General features: G+C 62.4%; 20 protein-coding genes and 1 tRNA gene. 16 read left to right on the top strand and 5 right to left on the bottom strand.

The window, feature by feature from the left end; all coding sequences use genetic code 11:
* Nucleotides 1–28 precede the first annotated feature (28 nt).
* A complete protein-coding gene (locus SSA01S_RS05760) occupies nucleotides 29–1,561 on the bottom strand; it encodes a TolC family outer membrane protein (protein ID WP_058751799.1) in 1,533 nt (510 codons plus the stop codon).
* 6 nt (nucleotides 1,562–1,567) lie between these two features.
* Nucleotides 1,568–2,236 carry a protein-L-isoaspartate O-methyltransferase family protein gene (locus tag SSA01S_RS05755; protein ID WP_156477680.1) on the bottom strand — a complete coding sequence of 223 codons (669 nt, stop codon included), beginning with the start codon at nucleotides 2,234–2,236 and terminating at the stop codon, nucleotides 1,568–1,570.
* Nucleotides 2,237–4,057: 1,821 nt separating this feature from the next.
* Here SSA01S_RS05755 and SSA01S_RS05750 point away from each other — a divergent pair.
* The 5 genes from SSA01S_RS05750 to SSA01S_RS05735 all read left to right on the top strand — a co-directional run bounded on the left by SSA01S_RS05750 (nucleotide 4,058) and on the right by SSA01S_RS05735 (nucleotide 7,616).
* Entirely contained in the window at nucleotides 4,058–4,534 is a 477-nt protein-coding gene (locus SSA01S_RS05750) for a hypothetical protein (RefSeq protein WP_156477679.1), read from the top strand.
* On the top strand, nucleotides 4,534–4,761 hold the full coding sequence (locus SSA01S_RS05745) for a hypothetical protein (protein WP_061779599.1): 228 nt from the start codon (nucleotides 4,534–4,536) through the stop codon (nucleotides 4,759–4,761). Before SSA01S_RS05750 ends, SSA01S_RS05745 begins: the two co-directional genes overlap by 1 nt.
* Nucleotides 4,762–4,882: 121 nt before the next feature.
* Entirely contained in the window at nucleotides 4,883–5,110 is a 228-nt protein-coding gene (locus SSA01S_RS20215; RefSeq protein ID WP_082794950.1) for a helix-turn-helix domain-containing protein, read from the top strand.
* Nucleotides 5,056–7,158, top strand: a complete 2,103-nt coding sequence (locus SSA01S_RS05740) for a prohead protease/major capsid protein fusion protein (RefSeq protein WP_156477678.1) — start codon at nucleotides 5,056–5,058, stop codon at nucleotides 7,156–7,158. The genes SSA01S_RS20215 and SSA01S_RS05740 overlap by 55 nt, the downstream gene beginning before the upstream one ends.
* Nucleotides 7,159–7,310: 152 nt before the next feature.
* Nucleotides 7,311–7,616: a Rha family transcriptional regulator gene (locus SSA01S_RS05735; protein ID WP_167348892.1), complete on the top strand. Its 306-nt coding sequence runs from the start codon at nucleotides 7,311–7,313 to the stop codon at nucleotides 7,614–7,616.
* Here the strand turns inward: SSA01S_RS05735 and SSA01S_RS19435 are convergent.
* On the bottom strand, nucleotides 7,572–8,405 hold the full coding sequence (locus SSA01S_RS19435) for a hypothetical protein (protein WP_156477677.1): 834 nt from the start codon (nucleotides 8,403–8,405) through the stop codon (nucleotides 7,572–7,574). The two genes, SSA01S_RS05735 and SSA01S_RS19435, sit on opposite strands and share 45 nt — an antisense overlap.
* A gap of 59 nt (nucleotides 8,406–8,464) precedes the next feature.
* Complete coding sequence (locus tag SSA01S_RS05730) at nucleotides 8,465–8,788, bottom strand: hypothetical protein (RefSeq protein ID WP_156477676.1); 324 nt, start codon at nucleotides 8,786–8,788, stop codon at nucleotides 8,465–8,467.
* Between the two features lie 390 nt (nucleotides 8,789–9,178).
* Between SSA01S_RS05730 and SSA01S_RS05725 the strand changes: the two genes are divergently transcribed.
* The 3 genes from SSA01S_RS05725 (at nucleotide 9,179) to SSA01S_RS05715 (ending at nucleotide 10,239) form a co-directional block, all read left to right on the top strand.
* Nucleotides 9,179–9,490 carry a hypothetical protein gene (locus SSA01S_RS05725; RefSeq protein WP_061779595.1) on the top strand — a complete coding sequence of 104 codons (312 nt, stop codon included), beginning with the start codon at nucleotides 9,179–9,181 and terminating at the stop codon, nucleotides 9,488–9,490.
* 87 nt (nucleotides 9,491–9,577) lie between these two features.
* On the top strand, nucleotides 9,578–9,772 hold the full coding sequence (locus SSA01S_RS05720) for a hypothetical protein (protein ID WP_061779594.1): 195 nt from the start codon (nucleotides 9,578–9,580) through the stop codon (nucleotides 9,770–9,772).
* Entirely contained in the window at nucleotides 9,769–10,239 is a 471-nt protein-coding gene (locus SSA01S_RS05715) for an HK97-gp10 family putative phage morphogenesis protein (protein ID WP_061779593.1), read from the top strand. Before SSA01S_RS05720 ends, SSA01S_RS05715 begins: the two co-directional genes overlap by 4 nt.
* Nucleotides 10,240–10,427: 188 nt before the next feature.
* On the opposite strand, the gene SSA01S_RS05710 is transcribed toward SSA01S_RS05715, so the two are convergent.
* Nucleotides 10,428–10,676, bottom strand: a complete 249-nt coding sequence (locus SSA01S_RS05710) for a hypothetical protein (RefSeq protein WP_061779592.1) — start codon at nucleotides 10,674–10,676, stop codon at nucleotides 10,428–10,430.
* A 403-nt stretch (nucleotides 10,677–11,079) separates the two neighbouring features.
* Here SSA01S_RS05710 and SSA01S_RS05705 point away from each other — a divergent pair, with 403 nt between their 5' ends.
* The 8 genes from SSA01S_RS05705 (at nucleotide 11,080) to SSA01S_RS20040 (ending at nucleotide 17,663) form a co-directional block, all read left to right on the top strand.
* Nucleotides 11,080–11,520, top strand: coding sequence for a hypothetical protein (locus SSA01S_RS05705; protein WP_156477675.1), 441 nt, complete (start codon nucleotides 11,080–11,082; stop codon nucleotides 11,518–11,520).
* Between the two features lie 52 nt (nucleotides 11,521–11,572).
* Nucleotides 11,573–12,115 (top strand): hypothetical protein, encoded by a 543-nt coding sequence (locus tag SSA01S_RS05700; RefSeq protein WP_156477674.1) that lies wholly within the window; start codon nucleotides 11,573–11,575, stop codon nucleotides 12,113–12,115.
* A gap of 5 nt (nucleotides 12,116–12,120) precedes the next feature.
* Complete coding sequence (locus SSA01S_RS05695; RefSeq protein WP_061779589.1) at nucleotides 12,121–12,393, top strand: hypothetical protein; 273 nt, start codon at nucleotides 12,121–12,123, stop codon at nucleotides 12,391–12,393.
* Nucleotides 12,380–13,429, top strand: coding sequence for a tyrosine-type recombinase/integrase (locus SSA01S_RS05690; RefSeq protein WP_061779588.1), 1,050 nt, complete (start codon nucleotides 12,380–12,382; stop codon nucleotides 13,427–13,429). Before SSA01S_RS05695 ends, SSA01S_RS05690 begins: the two co-directional genes overlap by 14 nt.
* An 84-nt stretch (nucleotides 13,430–13,513) precedes the next feature.
* Nucleotides 13,514–13,587, top strand: a tRNA-Cys gene (locus SSA01S_RS05685).
* Nucleotides 13,588–13,756: 169 nt separating this feature from the next.
* A complete protein-coding gene (locus SSA01S_RS05680) occupies nucleotides 13,757–15,664 on the top strand; it encodes a M61 family metallopeptidase (protein ID WP_061779587.1) in 1,908 nt (635 codons plus the stop codon).
* A gap of 134 nt (nucleotides 15,665–15,798) precedes the next feature.
* Nucleotides 15,799–16,359, top strand: a complete 561-nt coding sequence (locus SSA01S_RS05675; protein ID WP_061779586.1) for a PAS domain-containing protein — start codon at nucleotides 15,799–15,801, stop codon at nucleotides 16,357–16,359.
* A gap of 29 nt (nucleotides 16,360–16,388) precedes the next feature.
* Nucleotides 16,389–17,663 carry a chemotaxis protein CheB gene (locus tag SSA01S_RS20040; RefSeq protein ID WP_244885579.1) on the top strand — a complete coding sequence of 425 codons (1,275 nt, stop codon included), beginning with the start codon at nucleotides 16,389–16,391 and terminating at the stop codon, nucleotides 17,661–17,663.
* The last annotated feature ends 9 nt before the right edge of the window (nucleotides 17,664–17,672 follow it).

Raw genomic sequence — 17,672 nt, 5'->3', positions numbered from 1 at the left:
GAAGCCCCCCAAGGCCCCGCGTCCGGCCTTATTGCCGACTTGGTGCCGATGCACCTGTGGTTAATGCGGGGCTTCTGTCAACAGGGGCGTTGACATCGGCGTCGAGCGGACGGGTCACCGCCGCCGTCTGCGCCGGGGTCGCGGCGGTGGTGCTGGCGATCGGAGCGGGCTCGCCATCGCCGTCCCAGTCGTTGATGCGATTGCGCACGCGCTTGTAGTTGGTGACCGGATCGTAGAGCGGACCGCCGTCGAGCCCCAGGTCGCGCGCCTCGGCATTGCCCATGGCGGCGATCAGCGCGAAGCCCGCGACATAGGCATCGCGCCGCGCGGTCACGAGCGTCACCTGGCTGTTCAGCAATTCCTGCTCGGCGTTCAGGATGTCGAGCACGGTGCGGGTGCCGACGCTGTTTTCGGCGCGGACGCCCTCCAGCGACAGCGAGTTGGCGCGCACCGCCGATTCGGCGGACAGGATCACCTCCTGCGAGGATTGCCAGACGGCGTAGGCGGAGCGGACCTGCGCCACCACCTGCCGTTCGGTGCCGGTCGCATTCTCCAGCGCCTGTCCCCGCAGCGCCTCGGCCTGGCGAACCTGCGCCGCCGGGCGACCGCCCTGGAACAGTGGCATAGTCAGCTGCGCGCCCACGGTCGCGTTGACGCCCGAGCCGGGCACGTTGCCAGCCCCCGGCGGGGCGTTGATCGAGCCGAGATAGTTGAAGTAATTGCCGCTCGACACAGCCGCGACGCGCGGCAGCCGGTTGGCCCGCGCGACATTGATGTCATAGCGTGTGGCATCCGCAGCCCGGCGAGCCGCGATCAGCTGCGGATTCTGCTCAAGCGCAACGGCCACCGCCTGGTTGGGCGAGGCCGGCAGCGTGGGAAGCGCGGGCGGCTGTTCCAGCCCGACCGGCGCGACACCGACCACCGCGACATAATTTTCGCGGCTGGAAATCAGGTTGGCCTGCGCCGACTGAAGCTGTGCACGCGCCTGGGCCAGACGCGCCTCGGACTGAGCTACGTCGGTCCGGGTCAGATCGCCGACCTGGAACCGATCGCGCGAGGCGCGCAGGTTCGTGTCCAGCACATTGACGTTGCGGGTGTTGAGATTGACGATCGCCTCGTCGCGGATGACGTTCATGTACGCCGCCACGACATTGGTGAAGAGGTTCGCCTCCACCCCGCGCAGCTGCGCCCGGCCCGCATCGACCCGCGTCTCGGCGGCGCGCACCGCGTTCTTGACCGCCCCGCCCTGATAAAGGGGCACCGACAGCTGCAACGACCCGGTGCCGACCCGCTCAGGGTTCAGGAAGTTGTTGTTCGCAACGACGATATTATCGGTAAACTGCCCCGAGCCCTGCAGCGACGGCAGGCCGCTGGCGCGCGCGATCGGCACATTCTCATCGGTCGCGCGCTGGGCGGCGCGCTGGCCGGTGATCGTCGGGTTGGTCTGGTACGCCCGCACCATAGCCTCGCGCAACGTCTCCGCCGAAGCCGCGCCGGTGAGCAGCAGGGCCGCGCCGATCGCGACGCCGGAAGACAGGGCAGAAGTCAGGTGCAGGCGCATGGTCCCTCAGAATTGGAAGGCGCGAGGACGGGCAAAGCCCGGCAGGATGGTGCATTCGGCATCGGCAAAGGCGCGCACGCCGTGGCCGCCCTCGGTCCGGCGGCCGCTGGCCAGGCGGGTCACGCCGTTTTCGACCAGGCCGGTGACGATGCGACCGCTGATTTTGATCTGCTCGACCAGCGCGGCGGGCAGTTCCTCGACCGCGCCGTCGATGATCAGCACGTCATAGGGCGCACCGGCGGGGTGGCCCGCGTTCAGCGGCGCTTCGACGATCTCGACCTTGGCGTCGCCCGACAGCGCGGTGCGCGCGGCGGCGGCCAGCTCGGCCTGTTCCTCGACCGCGACGACGCCCGCAACGATCTCGGTTAGCAGCGCAGCGGTGTAGCCGGTGGCGGCACCGATCAGCAGGACACGGTCGCCCGCCTCCAGATACGCCTCGGTCAGCAGACGGCCGGTTGCCATCGGCAGGTTGATCGCACGCCCCCGCCCCAGGTCCAGCGTGCCATCGCGATAGGCGACGGGACGCAAGCCCTCGGGCGTGAAGACTTCGCGCGGAACCCGCGCCATCGCGGCGACGACACGCTGGTCGCTGACCGCGGTCGTCCGCAACTGGCTCACCACCATGGCGTGGCGCATCGCGTCGAAATTCGAGGAGTCATTGCTGGTCGTCATCATGGCCCATCCCTGTCGCACAACCGTTTTAGCTGCGCAATACACTAAATTGGTTCCCGCCGCTTCTATCGCGCGGGGGCTTTTCCGCCAAGCGTGCTTGCGGAGCGCTTCGGCAGGCTGACGATCGCAATTCAGAAGATGAAGAAGCAGGAGATTTCACAGCAAGACGGGTCGGCGCTACTGTATGGCGAGAACAAAAGGGTCGCAGACACCATCACTTGCGGATCAGCTCACGTCGCAGCATGATTACGCCATGAGCGCACCCGTTAAAAATTGAGGATTCAGCTCGACAAATGTCCAACAATAGACCCTGAAATATTTTTCGCGGAGCGTTGACACGACTATTTCATCGTGAAACGCGAAAAATATTTCAGTATCGCCTTCAGACGATTCTAATTGATCTTAACAATGCCGCCTCAATTGCAGTGATGGCGGATGGCACAAAGCTTCCGGAATGGCTCAACTGAACGGAACGCAATGCTCATACAACAGGGCAATTTGACCTGAGAAAATGGGGTAACGCCAGTTACCCCATCTCCAATTTATTGCCAGACTGTAATTGGCAGCCCAGACGGGGGAGGAGGTAGCTTCGGCGGCTGGTTACCTGGGCCACCCAAGTACCTTTGCTCGCAGATTGATATACATTGAGCCGCCTTGAGAGGATTTGCGTAGGGTGAATTAGCCCCCCAAGATTGACCACACCCTTGAACGCATGTGTAATATTTATCTTCCTGCGCATTCGCCGTAGCAGGAAAATACGCCAAAACGACCGCAAAAGCGAGGCCGGTACAAGATGAAAATGATCTTAATATGCCCATTTTTTCTCTCCTAATCCGAATCAGGTTTTCGTAATTTATCAAATCCCTTGGGAGGAGCAAGACTAGCCAGATCTGGTTTTTGGTGATGCGATCAAATCACGGCCATTAGATCGCGAATTACCCCGCAGGTTGGACTGGCCGGGCCCGCAAGCGTCATCAGCTGGCGATGCGCTTCGCCCAAGTTACTATAGCAAAGCGCCAAAGGCCGCAGACACTTTACCGTAGATAGAGCGAGAAAATGTCGGAAAGCACCCCAGAAAACTGTCGTTCCCGCTCGACTGTTGAGCAAGCAGGGCCGCCGCTAAATCGTCCCGCGCCGCCTCGGCTCAAACCGGGAACGCTGCACACTTTTTAAAATCGACTGTCCACTCCCCTGTTGACGCCGCGCGAAAAACCGCACACATGCCCGCCTCCCACGCATCGAGGCGCGATGGCGGAGTGGTGACGCAGAGGACTGCAAATTCACCGCGACTCACGCAAAACTGCCGATAGTTCGCAGTTTAGCGCCGTATTTCACATCACTGAAAATCAACGAGTTAGCCGGTGACTGCGAACTCGCAATTTGCTGCTTTGCGCTCAAGAAAAGGCGCGATGCGCAACTGAGCCGAGCTTTCGAGCTTGCGCCCGACAGAGCATCGGGTCATCCCTTTTCAGCTTCGCCGGGCCCGTCAGTGCGATCCCCGTACCCCTGGTCATTCGCAGCGCATTTTTGCGCCGTGACAAGCCCCGTACCCCGGCCGGTTTGCCCGAGTGGCTTACTCGGAAGGAGCACTGCTTCCACTGGAAGCACGCGTTTGGAAGCACAAACCCACGGTTTTTCGCGGCTTTGGAAGGGCTGTAAGGACTTTTCAGGTCCCCCTCATGTGCGTGTGCGCGCGTATGTGCGCACACGAGAACGGGTGAATTTGTCCTTCCACCTATTCCATTTCCTATTTCCATCAATTCTGCACCACCAAAAACCGCAGAAATCAGCCGTTTTTCAAATTGAAAGTTGGAAGGACCCCCGGTGAACCGTAACCTCCACTTGGAACCACAACTCCTTCCGGTGGGCCTGCCACCAAAATTCGAGGAGTTCTATCGAGCCAGCCTGCGTCGTGTGGCAGGATCGCGGATCAACGCCTCCGATCTCCGGGACGCATATCTCGCCTGGGCAAACGAGCGTAACGCGCCGGGGCTTGAGTTCGCAGAGATCAAGCGGTTGATGGCTTTCATTGGCCATGGTCGCAAGGCCTCGAACGGTGTTCAGTATCTCGACCTTGGGTTCGCGGGTGATCATCCGTCGCTGCCTGACACTCTGCCCAATCCATTCTGGGGAATGGTGGCAGCGGGCGAGCCGATGGACGCGGCTGTCGCTCGTGAGGTCATCTCGCGTATCGACGGGATGCTGAAAGAGATGCTCGAACTTCGGCAGATCGTCAGCAGTGCGGCGGATCGCGGCAACCCGGTTGCGGCTGCGCAGCGTACCCTGGGCCTGTTCGACTGATGGCGCAGGACAGCAACGCGACCCCGTTGTGGGTCACCCTCGCCAACGCTGCCATTGTCGCAAGTGGCGACGAGCCGCAGGCCGTCTCAGCGTTGATGCACGCTGCTGCGGCAATTCTCGATCGTCGCTTTGGATCGGTCGAGGCATCCCGCCTCATACGAGAGATCGCACTGGACGCTGAGGCGCAGATCGTCGGTGGGAGCGGGATAGTTGCCACGAAGCACTGACCATCGCGGGTCCTTCCTAGGCGCATGGCCTAGTCGCGGTGTGGCTGAGCGCTAACTTACGCCACCTACACCCAATCCTGAATTTTGAACTGTATGAACTTTTGAACAGGAAGCATGAACTATGTCCCAGGGCTGCATGTACGATCATGACGAGAAGAGCGCGGCCCGAATTCTGGGCGTGTCCGCACGTACGTTGAGAGCGTGGCGGAAGGGTGGAAAGATCGGCTATTACCGCACCCCAGGGGGCCGGGTGCGGTATAGCGTCGAGCAACTGATCGATGTACAGCGCGCGGGGTGCGTTCCCGCCGCAAATGGCCGCACGTTGCCGCATTCCGCCGCTCAACGGTAATCGACCGGTCTAACCAAGATCGGCCAGATGCTCGCATGACGAACGCGAGCGAAATCACCGTAGAACGGCGCGCCGATGCACCCGCGATCTCGCGCTCCGCATCGCTCAATCCGGCGACCTGGGACGCGACCAACAGGACGATCGAGGTCGTATGGACGACCGGCGCGCGGGGTGCGCGGTTCGACTGGGACAATCTCCGTGTCATCGAAGAAGAGCTGTCGACTGAGGCGACCAGCGTTCGCCTCCAGCGTCTGAATAGCGGAGCGCCCGTTCTCAACGCCCACGGCCGGGGCGACCTTTCCTCTCAGATCGGCGTCGTCGTGCCCGGCAGCGCCAAGATGGTCAGTGGCCAGGGTGTGGCGCTCCTCCGCTTGTCGAACCGGCCGGAGATCGCCTCGATCGTCGACGATATCGCGGCTGGCATCATCCGAAACATCTCGGTCGGTTACGTCGTCCACGTGTGGGAGGTCGAGGAGCGCAACGGCACAACGCCGGTCTGGCGCGCGATCGACTGGGAGCCCACCGAGATCAGCTTCGTCCCGGTCCCCTTCGACCCTGCTGCACAGGTCCGCGCGACCACCGACCTTCATCCATGCATCATCCGCCAGAAAGGCAAAGCCATGACGACGCCCGCGACCATCTCCACCACCACCGACGACAACGTCAACACTCATCAGCGTGGTGATACCAATACCCCATCCGGCTCCGCCGCGTCGATTACCGAACTCCGCCGCTATTTCGACATGCTGGGGGAAACGGGCGAGTTGGGGGAGACGCAACGCGCCTCGCTCATTCTGGAGGCAGCGGAGCGCGGCCTATCCATGACGGAGGTCCGGAGCATGACCGTCCGCATGATGGGGGATCGTCAGCGGCAACAGACAGGTCCGCTGGCCTTTCACTCCGGGGGCGACCAGACTTTCGACAATCCGCAGTTTCATGCCCGCGCGATCGAGGATGCGTTGTATGCCCGTATGAGCGGCGCGGCGCCGTCGAGCGCCGCGCGCGAATTCATGGGCATGTCGATGGTGCAGATCGCCGGTGCCATGCTTGAGCGATCCGGTCGAGGCCATGCGCGTAACCTCAGCCCCACGGACATTCTGTCGGCGGCCGCGTGGAACGGCAATGGCACCCGCGCCGGGTCGCATGGGTACATGGCGCGCGCGGCAGGGATGATGACCACCAGTGATTTCCCCGAATTGCTGACCGGCGCGGGCCAGCGCTTTCTCATGGACGTCTTCGCAGCTGCAGGGTCGCCCCTGAAACAGGTCGCGCGCCGTCGATCGGCGCGCGATTTCCGGGCGATCAGTGGCATCGAGCTGTCGGGGTTCGGGACTTTGCAGGAGGTGCAGGAAGCCGGAGAGATCAAGCATGGCAGCTTCAAATCGCGCAAGGAAAGCTATGCGCTGAAGACCTATGCGAAGCAGTTCGGATTGAGCCGCCAGGCCATTATCAACGATGACCTGGGGGCGTTTGGCGACCCGATACGCAGCATGGCGCGGTCGGCAGCGGAAACGGAGGCGGCACTGTTCGCCAAGCTGGTGACGTCCAACCCGACCATGGCTGACGGCAGTCCGCTTTTCGACGCTGTGCACGGCAATCTCGCTCCGGCGGCTGATACGGGAAAACCGGTTGGCACCAACATTTCCAACGGCCGCATTGCGATGCGTCGGCAAAAGGACCTCGATGGTGTGACGCCGCTGGCCACAGCACCGAAATTCATCGTGACGGGGCCCGATCTCGAAACGTGGGTGGAGCAGTTGCTCAGCGAAACGATCAGCCCCGCCCGGGCCGATGATGCCAACCCCTTTGCTGGCAAATTGACACCCCTAGTCGAACCCCGCTTCGATGGGCCTTCTTGGTATCTATTCGCGGACCCGTCCCTCTCACCGGTCCTCGAATACGCATATCTCGACGACTTGCCAGGTCCGCATATCGAAACGCGCGACGGCTGGGACGTCCTCGGCACGGAGTTCCGGGTCTACATGGATTTCGGTGCCGGTGCGGTCGACTGGCGCGGCGGTTTCAAGAACACCGGCGCGACCGGTTAACGAAAGCGAAGCGTGGATAGCCGCGATCAATCAGGACCACGCTCCGGAAGGGAACACCGGATCAACATCCTGACGCGGCGGCTTGAAAGGCAGCCGAAAGCTGGCGAGGCTCAACCTCTGAGATCTCGCCAGCAGCCATGAGGAAGGCATTCATGGACATGACGGCCTGTATCGCGGTCGATAGCCGGGAGATCGCCCGAGCGTTCGGCCGGCGTCATCACAACGTGCTGGCAGCGATCGACTTGGTACTGCGCCAGTGTCCCGCAGCGGTGCCGCACTACCGATTTGAGTATCACCCCGTAACCGCTGGTTTGGGTGGGACGCGGTACGTGCGGCATGCACTGATTGATCGCGAGGGCTTCATGCTGCTGGCGATGTCGTTTCCTTCGACGCAGCGGGATACAGCGCTGACCCTAGCCTTGACGCTGATTGGCCCCTCCAGCCTCACCGCGTCCTGATCGCAACCGCTGCTCATCAGTGCGGCCGATTACCTTTAAAAACCCCCTTAGACACTGGAGGGCCATCCCCTGATGATGGTCGACCTGCATGAATGCGATAGCGAGCATGATGCACAACTTCGCTCCTCTCTCGCGAATTTCGATCCCTTCGATAGTAGCTTGGCTTCGCGGTAGGCCGCCATCATGTGCATATAGGATCCGGTTCCGGCCGTTTGCCTCGCTTGCGATCAACCTGTCGACCTTCCGAGATCCAGCGACTTTTTGTACGGCTGCATCGAAGTAATCACCCTCCGCTACGCCTGGTCGTGACCCAACCATCCCTAGCGGATCGGCCAGTACGATCTCATAATCCTGCATATTTGGTGGCAGTTCGACAAACTGACGAATTGGCAAAGCAATAGTCAACTTTGGCGGATCAGCGGAAAGCGTGACGTTCATGGTTATTGGCTTATGGTGAAACACCTCATGCCGTACCGCCCCTAAGAAAAAGTATACCGCAGCCTTATGCGGGTGCATCCATAGATTTATCTTTTCGGCATCGGGGTATTTGCGAACTTGTAGGCTGCGTATAAGTGCCGAGGCAGCTTCCTCTGCCGCTGTAATGGCGCGAAACGAGGATATTTCTCTATCCAGTGGGAACAATTCTTTTGCACGAGCGAACCCATCGAGTGCGTTCTCAGCGCGATACCGAATTGGCCCAGGAAGGTTCTTGATTGCCTTAGGGAGCATTCGCCAAATGGCATCCGCATCCTGCACGTCACCGACTGAAGGAGGAGGTTCAGAAGCCAATGCGATTCTCCTAAATTCCGCAGATTTCCTCGGTTTGTGATAGGCTGGCGTTCTGCAAGTTACATTTTCGCGATAGATACGATCAGCGCGCCGATCGCGATCACCAAGGACGCGACGCTGATCCAGTAAGCACGCCCTGCTGGCGCAGCCCACGCTTCTCTGCGCCGCAACTCCCTGTCCAGCAGCGAGAGGCTCTGCCTGTTTGTTGCCTTGCCTATCCAGCGGTGGAGCGCATCGTTCGACAGATGCCGCACGACGTCGGTATCGATAGGATCGATCACCTTTGTCGTTTCAAGTTCATACATCATCACTCGAATGTCGTTGCGCCGGCCGCGACGAAATCGCAGCCAGCGCCGGCGCAGGCACTCAAGCATCGGCAGCAAGCCTATCCTCGACGATTGAGAAAATCGCCTCGGGGCGGCCGGGCGGGGGCAACTGTGATGCGATCCACGCATTCAGCGCCGTCAACTGCTCAGAAGGGAAACGAGCCATCTTGCGGGTGTCGATTCCGGTTCGCGGACGACGGCCTAGGTTTTTGATATCAGCTGTTGACCGCGGCATGGGTTATTGATGCCACAACGGCGAACCGGTGCAAGGCTTAGGAGCCTCGCACCGGTCGCCTTGGAGCAGGAATTGGCCATACAGACCCCGCAGGAGCTGGTGGCGCGCGAAACCGAACGAGTGCGCAGGATCTTCGTAATCGAGCGGTCGAAGCGTAGCGACGCGGACCGTCGAGAGCCTATATCGCTTCGATCACCCGCACCCGCGACGAGATGAACGAGGCGATGGAAGACGTGTCCGTGCGCGGTCTCGATTCGTTGATCGACGGCATCGCCAGCGCCACCAACGATTTCGAGTTTCTCGGCAAGACGTTCACCAACGTCACGAACGGCATCATTGCCGACCTTGCACGGATCGCCCTGCGCAGGGCGCTTGTGGGCACGATCGGGCGCATTCTGGGTATCGCCACCGCGACGCAACCCAACGCAGCCGTAGAGGCTGCATTCGGCACGGGAGATGCAGGCACGGCCGCCCTCAACCCGAGCGATGGGTTGACCCCCGCGTCCAGCATCCTGTCGAAATAGGGCGGCGGCCGCGCTCGTGGCGGCCCTATCAACGCGTCCGAATGGTATATGGTCGGTGAAGAGGGGCCGGAGCTTTTCGCACCTGGTATGAGTGGCACGATCATTCCCAACGGCGGCCTTTCGCGTGGCGGGACGGGCAAGCCCACCGTCGTTCAACTGGTGGTCGGGGAAGGCCAGATGTTCGTGCCGCGCGTTCAATCGATCGCCGGGCCGGTATCGGTGCAGACGGTGCGATCGGCCGGGCGTTCCAATGCCATCCGTAGCAGGCAGACGGTATCATGAGCTTCACGATCGGATTCTCGGGCGGCAAGGAGCTGATGGAAGCGCTGGAAGAACTGAAGCCATCGCTCCGCAAGCCCGTCATGCGGCGATCGGCGCAAAAGGCGCTGGTGCCTTTCCTAGACGCCGTGAAACGTATGGCGCCCGTTGCGGAGGTCGAGGGCGGCGCGCTGCGCGACAGCTATGTCATCGGCGGTCCATCCAAGCTCACCGGCCGGGAGAAGGGGCGCGCCAGAAACGAAATGGGCAAGGTCGATGCGGTTGCTTACGCGGGTACGTCAAACCCGGCGGGCAAGTTGCAGGAATTCGGCACGCGATATCAGTCAGCGCAGCCACATGCCCGCCCCGCCTGGATCGAGACGCGGGAAAAGGTGCTAAAATCGTTCGCGGATGAGATGTGGGAGGACATCGCCAAGACGGCCGCGCGAGCGGCTAAACGCGCGGCCAAGGCACGGGGCGAAGCGGCATGAGCTTGCATCCAAAAGTGGATGCAAGCTCATGCCCTCACTTTTGAGGGCATGCCATTGCGTCCACTTTTGGATGCAATGGCCATAAGGGCCTTCCGGCCGAGTATCTTGCGTCCACTTTTGGACGCATGGTCGGACACCCCACCATTGCGCTCACTTTTGAGCGCAATGGCATCCCGATCCGGAGTGCGTCAGCCAGCGGGTGGCGTCTCAGGCCGGAGGTAATCGGGAAGGTCCTTCCACCGTTCCATCTCTTCTTCGCTGGTCAGTTGCTTTTCCGCGCTGACGAAGCTGGGGGAGGCCGTGTTGAAGATCGTCTCCATTCCATGCGCCACCACCTTGAGCAGCGGCGCCTCGAACGCGACAACCGTCGATACGGACGATCCTTCGTAATCCCCAAGGCCGGTGGTGATTTTATAGTCCCTGCCGATCTCGAACATGCTGCCCTCACTTTTTGCCCCATGACGACACATAGGGGCATATCGACTGGAACTTGCGCCCGAAAGTGAGCGCAAGACCATGAACGAGAAAGTTCGTCGATAGTGACCATGCGCTCACTTTTGAGCGGATGGTCAATCCGCCAGGCGTTCCGCCAACAATGCCCGGATCGCCTCCGGCCGCGACGGCTCAGGGTCCTGTCGTGCCCGCCACGCGTCGAGCGCAGCGAGTTGAGACGGCTGCAGACGAACCATAACCGGCGTCGCATCGGTGCGCGGCCTACCCCGGCGGGGTTTTTCAATATTGTCTATTGCATCGTCCACAAATTGACGATATTGAAAAATACGAGCCGAAGCAAGGAGGCAACCTCGCTTCGGCTCTGACCACATCGCACGGAGTCTACCCATGCAACAGGCTATTTGCGCCCATAGCGCCACCGTGGCGTGCGCGTCACTGGAAAATTCGTCCTCTTTTTCCGCCACCCGTCGCGGCCTGCTCGCCGGGCTGTCCGCGATCCCGGCCGTCCTCTTGGCGGGACAGCCCATCCAGCCCTCCAGTCCCTTCCAACGCGCCCTCGCCATCAATCGTGCAGCCGAGGCTCGGTTCAACAACCTGCCCGGTGAAATGGAACTGGCCAGCCCGAAGGCCTATGACCTCGAACAGGATCGCTACATCGCGACCTGGGAGGCGGTCTTCGACGCGGAGCCTGCGAACTGGTCGGAGTTCGTGAAGAAGCTCGAATTCGCCTGTGAGGATGGCGATTGTGCCATGACCGAGGACCAGGCGGCAAAGCTGCTGGCGGACGCCAAGCGCCTGCTATCGTATCAAGCGCTACGCACCATTTGACGATCTGCGTTTCATGCGATACGTATCAGTCGCAACGCAAGGAGTGCTGACCGTGTCAGAGTGGCCTGAATCCCTTCTTTTCCGCCGGTTCGAGGCGCGTGAGGTCACGATGCTGACGGGCGTATCCCAAGATCGACAACGCCTCATCGGCATGCGCTATTTCGATTATCGAGAATCGATCAAGCCGGAAGGTGGTCGACGTCGGTGGAACTGGGCCGGGGTCCAGCGTCTCGCCATCTTCGATGCGGCCCTTGGCCACTTGGGTGGCGGGGAGAAGGCGCTGCGCGTGATCCGGTCGGACGACATGGAAATGCTGCTCGATTTCGATCTCCGCGAGCACCCGCAAGACCACCTCATCTTCATGGACCTGACCATAGAGAAGGTGGAGGTGGTCGACCCTGATCGCCTGGCCCGGATTTTCAACGGGCATTGGGTCGATAGCGCAGGCAAGCTGCTGAAGCCCGATTCCGCATATATCTATAACGTCACAGCGCTTCAGCGCCGCCTCTGCGCACGCCTCGGTCTCGATACAGACCGCGCAACCGATCCTTCCAAAGTGGAAGTGCAAGAGAGCGACGCCAAGGACGAGGGGTAAGGGGTATGACGGACGACAACCGCAAAAACCTGCCCGACTGGCCCAGGCTGATGCCCATCGCCATGGCAGCCGCATATTACAGCATGAGCGAAAACACGTTTCGCCTCCTGGGGATCGTGCCGATCGAACGCGGTCGCAAGGTTCTGTACGACCGGCGGTCGCTGGACATCTTCGCTGATCGCATGGGCGGACAGCCGATCGATGGCGTCGACGCAGAGCGTGCAGCCGTCGACCAGGAGCGCGCGTTCCTCGCGCGGCGCAGGAATGGTCGGAGCTAAAAAGCCGGCGGCTGGCCGGGATAAGAAGCTGAAGTACCTGGATGGCCCCAAGAAGGGCAAATACTGGTACTTTCGGCATCCCGTCGTCGGGCGGGTCCCCCTGCCCGGCGCGCCTGGCGAGGGACCGTTCCTGCGCAAATACGCGGAGCTGGTCGAGCTGATCGGCAAGCCAGCAGGGTCTGTCGATCGGGGCAGCTTTGCCTGGCTGATCCGCAAGTACGAACGAAGTGTCGAGTTCAAGAGCCTCGCGGACGCGACGCAGAAGGACTATTCCAGCACCCTCCGACTTATCGACGAGGAGCTAGGCGACCAACAATATCGCTTCACCACGCGGGCTATGATTAAAGCCGTCCGCGATGATCACGCCGCGAACACCCGCAAGGCCCATAAGATCAAGCAAATGGTCAGCCGCCTCTACAGCTGGGCTGATGAAAACAGCTTGGTGCCGGAAGGCCTGAACCCCGCCAAGGGTATCAAGGAATTGAAGCCCAAGGGTGGCAAGAAGCAATACGTCGTCTGGTCGGATGCGGAGGTGGAGCTGTTTCTATCGCTTTGCCCGCCCCACTTGGTCACGCCTGTGATGATCGCGCTTTATACCGGTCAGCGTCGGGAAGATATCGTGCGAATGACCTGGCAGCAGTTTCAGGGCGGTGTCGTGCGGGTCAGGCAAAGCAAGACTGGCGCGATGCTCGACATCGCCTGCCATACGGCATTGCGCAATCATCTGGAGCAGCTGCGACGGAGTGCGCGAGGCGTTGTCGTGTGCACGACGGTGACCGGCAAGGCATTCACCGCCAACAGCCTCTCCCAGGCGATCAGGCAAGCGCTCTACGGCATGAAGGAGATGCCCAACGGTCGATCGATCCATGGCCTCCGCTACGCGGCTGGATCGCGCATGGAGGAAGCTGGCTGCACGGTTGCCGAAATAGAATCGGTGCTGGGGCATTCGACATTCAAGATGGCCATGAAATACGCCTCCCAGCGCATTGCCGCGCGTTCGGCCGTCGAAAAAATGGAGGGCGCACGAGGTGCTTGAAATGGCAAAAGTGCGAACCACCCACAGAAAAGTGCGAACTCGGGTGTTGACGGGAGGCGAAAACCCCAGCATTTGCGCGGCCACGGCGCGATGGCGGAGTGGTGACGCAGAGGACTGCAAATCCTTGCACCCGGGTTCGATTCCCGGTCGCGCCTCCAGGTTTTTCCTGACATTACCGGACCCTATGGCCGTGTTGGCCAATGGCTTGGCGAGAGCCGGGGCATCCTCGTGATTCGCAATCATGTCCCGCCTGTCCGCGAAAAGCGGTGGACCGTGCCTAGGCTCCATGCCTAAGTCGCCGCTTCGACGGGCTTGAGGGATATGGGAATGCGGCGACTGGCGATGATGGCGGCTTTGGCTCTGACCAGCACGGCGATGCAGCCTGTTCTGGCCCAGACCGTCCCTTCCGCTCCCGCCACCCAGGCTCCCACCAAGACCGCGCCGACCGCGGTTGACTACGACATCGCCTTTCCGCGCGCGCAGCATCACGAGGCGCAGGTCAGCGTCACCTATCGCGACCTTCCCGCCGGTCCGGTGCGCTTTCAGATGGCGCGCTCCTCGCCTGGACGCTATGCGCTGCACGAGTTCGCCAAGAACGTCTATTCGGTCTCCGCCGTCGATGGGGCGGGCCGTCCGCTGACCGTCCAGCGCACCGATCCTTATGGCTGGACCGTGCTCGCGCATGATGGCACGGTGACCGTCCGCTACACGCTGTTCGGCGACCGGGGCGACGGCACCTATGCGCAGATCGATCCGACCCATGCGCGGCTGAATATCCCCGCCACCTTCCTGTGGGCGGTGGGTCAGGACGCGCGGCCGGTGCGCGTCCGCTTCCACCCCGCGCCGGGCTGGAAGATCGCGACGCAGATGGTGCCGACCGACGATGCCAATGTCTTCACCGCACGCGACCTGCAATATTTCATCGACAGCCCCGTCGAGCTGTCCGCCTGGGACGCGCGCAGTTGGACGGTGGCGGACGGCGCGAAACGCTACAGCATTCGCCTGACCGTGCATCATAACGGGACGCCCGCCGATCTCGACCGGTTCGCCGCCATGGCGCAAAAGGTCGTCGCGCAGCATATCGCCGTCTTCAGTGCGCCGCCGCCCTTCGATTATGGCACCTACACCTTCCTGGCCGATTACATGCCGCAGATCAGCGGCGACGGCATGGAGCATCGCAACTCCACAGTGATCAGCCAAGCGCGATCGCTGGCCGCCGCCGATTTTTCGCAGATCCAGACGCTCAGCCACGAATTCTTCCACGCCTGGAATGTCGAGCGCATCCGCCCCGCCGAGCTGGAGCCGTTCGACTTCACCCGCGCGAACGCCACGCCGTCGCTGTGGCTGGCCGAGGGCTTCACCCAATATTACGGGCCGCTGGCGGTGGTGCGTGCGGGCGTGATGCCACTGGACGATTACATCAAGCAATTGTCGGGGACGCTGAACGGCCTGATCAACACGCCGGCCCGGCGCTATGGCGGGCCGCAGGAGATGAGCCTGCGCGCCCCCTTCGTCGATGCGGCCCAGTCGATCGACCCGACCAATCCCAATATCTTCGTTTCCTATTATCCATACGGCGCGGTCATCGCGCTGGCGCTGGACCTGGAGTTGCGCCAGCATTTCCCGCAGCTGTCGCTCGACGACTATATGCGCCAGCTGTGGCGCAACCACGGCAACCCGGAGCGCAGCTATCGCCCAGACGACCTGCGTGTCGCGCTGGCGCAGGTGACCGGGGACCAGGCCTTTGCCGACCGCTTCTTTGCGCGCAGCGTGACCGCCAGCGGCCTGCCCGACTTCGCGCCGCTGCTCGCACAGGCGGGGCTGACCCTGCGCGCCGCGCGACCGGCCAAGGCCTGGGCGGGACCCAGCCCGATCAAGGGCGATGCGGGCCTGTCGCTGGCCACGCCGACCGCGCCGGGCACGCCCTTTTACGAGGCCGGGCTCGACAAGGGCGACCAGATCGTCAGCGTCGACGGCGCGCCCGTGACCACGCCAGAGGACTGGGCCGCGCTGCTCGACCGTCATGCCCCGGGGGACAGACTGGCGATCGTCTACCGCCAGCGCGGCGGCGAGCGGAGCGGGACGCTGACCCTGGCCGCCGATCCGATGATGGAGATCGTACGCAATGAGGGGCTCGGCCAGGCGCTGACGCCCGAGCAGGCGCGCTTCCGCCAAGCCTGGCTGGGCTCGCGCCCGGTGCCCGCCCCCTCGCCCATCGTCACGGGGCTGCGCTGAGGGCACCCGTCCGGGAACGCGAAAGCGGGCTGGCGGGTTGAGCGCCGCGTGATCATTTCGGGGACAGCCGGTCATCTCGGCCCTTGCGGAGGGACGGACGCCATGCGAATGCGCGGCGAGGAGCCAGATATTTTGTGAACCAAATCGAGATCCCGGGCCATCTGGCCGCCTATCTGGACCAGTCTCCGATCGCCTTGGCTCTGGCCGACGCAAGGGGAGACAATCCCCTCATCTTCATCAATCATGGTTTCCGTCAGCTGACCGGTTACACCAGTGAGGACATGATCGGGCACAACTGTCGAATGCTGCAACGCGACGCCGACAATGTCGAAGCGCGCGAGCGAATTCGGGAGTTCCTGGCCAATGACCGGCAGCTCAATGTGCGGACCATGTTGATCAACTTCCGCAAGGACGGCTCGCCCTTCGTCAACCTGCTCTACATGTCCAAGCTGCGGCTGCTGGGCGGCGACATGCCCTATATCTTCGCCTCGCAATTCGATGTCAGCCGGTCGCAGCCCGAGCGGCTGACGGCCTATGACGCCGAACTCGGCCGCACTCTGGGCAAGCTGACGCCGATCCTGGCTGAAAGCGGCATGGTGCTCGAAGGATCGCTGACCGCCATCGCCAACACCGCCGCGACCATCGCCCAGGCCAAGCTGACCCTGTCGGACCTCGACAGAGCGGCTTTTCCGTGAGCGACCACGCATCCACATCGCCACCGGAGGTGACACAGGATCGCGGCGGCGCGCCGGTTCCGGTCGTCGGCATCGGTGCATCGGCCGGCGGGCTGGAGGCGCTGCGCGAAATGCTGACGCCCGCACGCGCGCCGACCGGCATGGCGTTCGTCGTGGTCCAGCATCTCGACCCCAATCACGAGTCCATGCTCGCCCAGCTGCTCGACCGCCACACCAATCTGGAAGTGCGCCAGTGCGAGGGGCTGGAGCGGATCGAGGCCGACCGGGTCTATATCATCCCGCCGGGCCGGGGCCTCGCCATTCGCGGCGGCGTGCTGGAACTGACCGATTTCGTCCAGCCGCGCGGGCTTCGCCGCCCGATCGATGATTTCTTCCTGTCGCTGGCCAGCGACCAGCAGGCCAACGCCGCCTGCGTTATCCTGTCGGGCACCGGCGCGGATGGCACAACGGGTCTGCGCGCGATCAAGGAACATGGCGGCGTCGGCGTCGTCCAGAAGCCCGAGACCGCTCGCTATGACGGGATGCCCCTGTCGGCGGTCGGCACCGGCCTGGTCGATTTCGTCAAGCCGCCCAGCGAGATCCTCGACTGCCTCCACGCTTTCTTCTCGCGCCGCTCGGGCGAAGCCAAGGAGCATGAGGCGGAGGTCGTCGCCGACCATATCGACGATCTGTGCCGGGTGCTGCGCAATGCGGTCGGCCACGACTTTTCGGGCTATAAGCGCACGACGCTGGTCCGCCGCGTCGAGCGGCGGATGCACGTGCTCGGGATCGGTACCGGATCGGCCTATCTGGCGCGGGTGAAGAGCGACGCCGACGAATGCGAGGCGCTGTTCCGCGACCTGCTGATCAACGTCACGCGCTTCTTCCGTGATGCCGAATTGTTCGAGACGTTGCGCACCAAGGCGATCGAGCCGCTGACCCGCCATCGCGACCCGGACGAGGATATCCGCATCTGGGTACCCGGCTGCTCCAGCGGCGAAGAAGCCTATAGCATCGCGATGCTGTTCGCCGAAGCCGCGCGCGAGACCGGCCAGCCGCTGGCGGTGCAGATCTTCGCGACCGATATCGACGAACAGATGCTGCAGATCGCGCGCGAGGGCAGCTATCCGGCCTCGGCGTTGGCCGACATCCCCGCGCCTTTGCGCGAACGTTACACCATGCCGCATGCCGAGCGGTTCACCATCGCCGCGTCGATCCGCGACATGATCCGCTTTTCCAACCACAGCCTGGTCAAGGACCCGCCCTTTTCGCGGATCGACCTGGTGTCGTGCCGCAACCTGCTGATCTATTTCGACGACCGGTAGCAGCAATCG

Origin of the sequence: Sphingomonas sanguinis NBRC 13937 (assembly GCF_001591005.1) — a bacterium.
GTDB classification, from domain to species: domain Bacteria; phylum Pseudomonadota; class Alphaproteobacteria; order Sphingomonadales; family Sphingomonadaceae; genus Sphingomonas; species Sphingomonas sanguinis.
This window is presented reverse-complemented; position numbering and strand designations above follow the sequence as displayed.